General features: G+C 79.1%; 4 protein-coding genes. 3 read left to right on the forward strand and 1 reads right to left on the reverse strand.

Translation table 11 applies throughout. From position 1 onward, the window contains the following. Window positions 1-322 precede the first annotated feature (322 nt). From G6556_RS17555 to G6556_RS17565, 3 genes are all read left to right on the forward strand, one after another. Complete coding sequence (locus G6556_RS17555; RefSeq protein ID WP_166944258.1) at window positions 323-916, forward strand: hypothetical protein; 594 nt, start codon at window positions 323-325, stop codon at window positions 914-916. A 31-nt stretch (window positions 917-947) separates the two neighbouring features. Continuing rightward, window positions 948-1,901, forward strand: coding sequence for an ATP-dependent DNA ligase (locus G6556_RS17560; protein ID WP_166944260.1), 954 nt, complete (start codon window positions 948-950; stop codon window positions 1,899-1,901). Window positions 1,902-1,998: 97 nt separating this feature from the next. Further along, a complete protein-coding gene (locus G6556_RS17565; RefSeq protein WP_166944262.1) occupies window positions 1,999-2,952 on the forward strand; it encodes an ATP-dependent DNA ligase in 954 nt (317 codons plus the stop codon). A 21-nt stretch (window positions 2,953-2,973) separates the two neighbouring features. Here the strand turns inward: G6556_RS17565 and G6556_RS17570 are convergent, their stop codons facing one another. Then, a complete protein-coding gene (locus tag G6556_RS17570) occupies window positions 2,974-3,882 on the reverse strand; it encodes a DUF368 domain-containing protein (RefSeq protein WP_166944264.1) in 909 nt (302 codons plus the stop codon). Between the last annotated feature and the right edge of the window lie 57 nt (window positions 3,883-3,939).

Raw genomic sequence — 3,939 nt, forward strand, 5'->3', positions numbered from 1 at the left:
GCCACGCACAGGGACCTCGGCGCGCCGCCCCGGCCCCCGCGGTGGCCCCTCAACCGCCGCCGGTCCCCGCTGCTGAGTGGTCGTGCGGGCCTAGCGTCGAGGGCGTCGCGGCTCGTGCGGGCGCGCTCCGGTGCCGCGACCGGTGCGCGGTGCGCGCGACCGCGGCGGGGGATCGTCTCCAGGGACCCCGCCCGGCGCGCACGACCGGTCAGGGTCGTCCGCCGCCGGCCTCGTCGGCCCTGCCCCCTCGGCCGGCGGGCGACGCGCCCCACGACGACGCGGCGCCCCCGGCGCCGCCCGACGACCACGGGGGTGGACGGACATGCGGAGGCTGGTGCCGCGGCTGGTCGCGGCGGCGATCGCGCTGACGGTCGGCGGCGTGCTCGGGGCCGGTGCGCTCGGCGCGTCGAGCACCCCGCCGACCGCCGGCCTCGACCTGCGCGAGGGCGCCGGCGGGCGCGTCCACGTCCCGGTCCCGGCGCCGGGCGCGTCCTCGACGTTCCACATCACCGCGCGCCCGGCCGCCGGGCCCTCCGCCCTGACCCTCGTGCTGGACGACGCCGCCGCCCCGGCGGACGCGGACCTCCGGCTGACCCTCAGCGACGACACCGGCGCGGTGCTCGCGGCCGGCAGCGCGGAGGGGCTGCGCGGCGCCCGCGTGGCGCTCGGCCGGGTCGGCGACGAGCCCGTGACCGTGCACGGCACCGCCACGCTGCCCGCGTCGGCGCCCGCGGCGGCCGCCGGCGGCACCGTCGCGCTCGGCGTCCGGGTCGCCGCCGACCCGGACGGCACCGGCGCCCGGTGGTCGCCCGGGACGGGGGACCACGCGCCCGCAGGCGGAGGCACCGCGACCGGGGCGCGCGTGGTGGGGACCGCCCCGTCGGCGCCCGCGAGCCGCCCGGCGACGAGCACCTGACGACCGCCACCCCCACCCCGAGGAGACGTCCGTGCGCCACACCCGCGACGAGCCGGTCGAGCTCGCCCTCGCCCGCCCGGTCCGGACCATCGCCGAGGCGCAGGGCCTGCCCGGCGGCACCGCCTGGGAGCCCAAGTGGGACGGGATGCGGGTGCTCGCGCTCGCGGACGGGGCCGCCACCGCGCTGCGGTCCCGGCACGCCGAGGACCTGACCGCCGCGTTCCCCGAGGTGGTCGCCGCCGTGGCCGCGCAGGTCCCGGCGGGCAGCGTGCTCGACGGCGAGCTGGTGGTGCGGCGCTCCGGCCGGCTCGACTTCGGCGCGCTCCAGCACCGGCTCGCGACCCGCCGGACCGCGGGCTACGCCGCCCGGCACGCCCCGGCGGAGTACCTGGCGTTCGACGTCCTGCGTCGCGAGGAGACCGACCTGCGGGACCGGCCGTTCCTCGACCGGCGCATGGGGCTCGAGGAGCTGGCGGCCGGCTGGTCCGCACCGCTCACGCTCTCGCCGCTGACCGGCGACCCGGACACCGCCGCCCGCTGGTTCCGCGACCTGGCCGGCACGGGAGTCGACGGGCTCGTGGCCAAGGGGCTCGAGCAGCCGTACCGGGGCGGCGCGCGGGACTGGCTCAAGGTCAAGCACCGGTCCGTCGTCGACCTCGTCGCCACGGCGGTCACCGGCCCGGTCGAGCAGCCGCACGCGCTGCTGCTGGCGCTGCCCGTCGACGGCCAGCTCGTCCCCGTGGGGCGGTCCCGGCCGGTCGGCGCGGTCGCCGGCCTCGCGCTCGGGCGGGTGCTCGCGCCGGCCGGGAGCGCGGTCGCGACCTCCGGCCCGAGCTCCGCCGTCGCGACCGAGATCGCGCCGCTCGTCGTCGAGGTCTCGGCGGACGTGCGGTGGTCGCGCGGCGCGCTCGCCGGCCCCGCGCAGTTCCTCCGCGCGCGGCCCGAGCTGCACCCGACCGAGGTCGCGGGCGCGACCGGCTCCTGACCTGCCGCTCCGCCCGCGACCCCGCTCGCATCACCCGGTCGAACGAAATCGGACGAAACACCACATATACGGAGGAAAGCGGGCGTACAGTTCGGCCGTGCCCCGTACGCCGGAGGACCCCAGCGGCCTGGCCCTGGCGCGCCCGGTCCCCGGCATCGACGACACCGTCGGCCTGCCCGGTGGCACCGCGTGGGAGCCCAAGTGGGACGGCATGCGGCTGCTCGCGCTCGCCGACGGCCCGCGCACGCTGCTGCGGTCCCGGCACGGGGCCGACCTGACGCGCGACTTCCCCGAGGTGGCCGACGCCGTCGCGGCGCGGGTGCCCGCGGGCACCGTGCTCGACGGCGAGCTCGTCGTCCGGCGCGCCGGCCAGGTCGACTTCGGCGCCCTGCAGCGGCGGGCCGACGCGGCGCAGCCCGGCGCGTTCGCCACGGCGCTGCCGGGCGAGTTCATCGTCTTCGACGTCATCCAGCGCGAGCACGTCGACCTGCGGTCGCAGCCCTTCATCGAGCGCCGGATCGCCCTCGAGGAGCTCGCCGCCGGCTGGGTGGGCGCCCTGTCCACGTCGCCGCTCACCGGCGACGCCGGTCTCGCCGCCCGCTGGTTCCGGGACCTCGCGGGCCTCGGCGTCGACGGCCTCGTCGCCAAGGGCCTCGACCAGCCCTACCGCCCCGGCACCCGCGACTGGCGCAAGGTCAAGCACCGCTCCGTCGTCGACCTGGTCGCCACGGCCGTCACCGGCTCCGCCACCCAGCCCGGCGCCCTGCTCCTCGCCCTCCCCGTCGACGGCGAGCTCGTCCCCGTCGGGCGCTCCGGCTCGCTGGGCCTCGCCGCCGGGCTCGCGCTCGGGCGGCAGATCGTCCCCGTCGATCCGCCCGGGGGCGCCCGGTCCGCGATCGCGACCCGGATCCGCCCGCTCGTCGTCGAGGTCTCCGCGGACGTGCCGTGGGTCGACGGCGCGCTCGCCCGGCCGGCGCAGTTCCTGCGGGCGCGGCCCGAGCTGCACCCCGTCGAGGTGGAGCCGGACGCCGTGCTGGTCGGCTGCGGCTGATCCGCCGGCCGCGGCGTGGGCTCAGCCCGCGTCGCGCGGACGGGACCGCCGCTCGGCCGCGACCAGCGCCAGCACCACCGCCGCCCCCGCCGCGAACGCCACCGCGGCGAGCCCCACCTGGTCGCCCGGCGCGAGCAGCGTCCGGTCGTCCTCCTGCCACGGCCACAGCGCCCGCAGCGCCCCCGCCATCACGCCCGACAGCAGCACGAGCGTCGGGCGCCGCCGGTGCTCCAGCAGCCACTGCAGCGCCTTGATGAAGCACGCCAGGCCGATCGCGATCCCGGCGAGGAACACCGCGACGTAGCCCCAGTCCCGGTCGTTCAGCGCCGCGAGCGTCGGCTGGTACAGCCCGAACGTCAGCAGCAGGAACGACCCCGACGTCCCCGGCAGCGCGAGCGCGCACGCCGCCACCGCCGCCGCGACCAGCACCACCGGGTACGTCGGGCTCAGGTGCTGCGGCGGCAGCCCCACGACCAGGAACACCACCGCCGCGACCACCAGCGCCCGCGCGACCTCTCCGGCCGACCACCGCCCGCCGGCCATCCGCACCGGCACCACCAGCGCCGCCGCCGTCATGCCCAGGAACAGCCCGTACAGCGGGACCGGGTGCTCCTCCAGCAGCGGCGCCACGAACCGCACCGTGAGCAGCAGCCCCGGCACCATGCCGATCAGCAGCGGCACGATCACCGACCAGCGCACCTTCCGGAGCTCCGCGCGGGCGCGGACGCGGTCGGTCGCGACGAGGCGCAGCGCGCTGATGGCCTGCCCGGCGCCGGTCACGGCGGTCTCGTACACACCCGTGACGAGCGCGACGGTGCCGCCGCTGATGCCCGGCAGCGCCTCGGCGGCGCCCACGAGGGCACCCCGGGTCACGGACCAGGGGGTCGAGGCGGGGCGGGACGTGGTGGCGGCGGAGGCGTCGTCAGGCACCCGGGCGACGCTACGGGGCCTGGGTGGTCGCGGGCCAGGCGGTGGGGCACCTACGCA

Source organism: Cellulomonas sp. IC4_254 (assembly GCF_011603975.1).
Taxonomy (GTDB): Bacteria; Actinomycetota; Actinomycetes; order Actinomycetales; family Cellulomonadaceae; genus Cellulomonas.

What these genes read in the sequence shown, in the direction of transcription:
- G6556_RS17555 (WP_166944258.1), top strand. Translation starts at nt 323, where the DNA reads ATGCGGAGGCTGGTGCCGCGGCTGGTCGCGGCGGCGATCGCGCTGACG.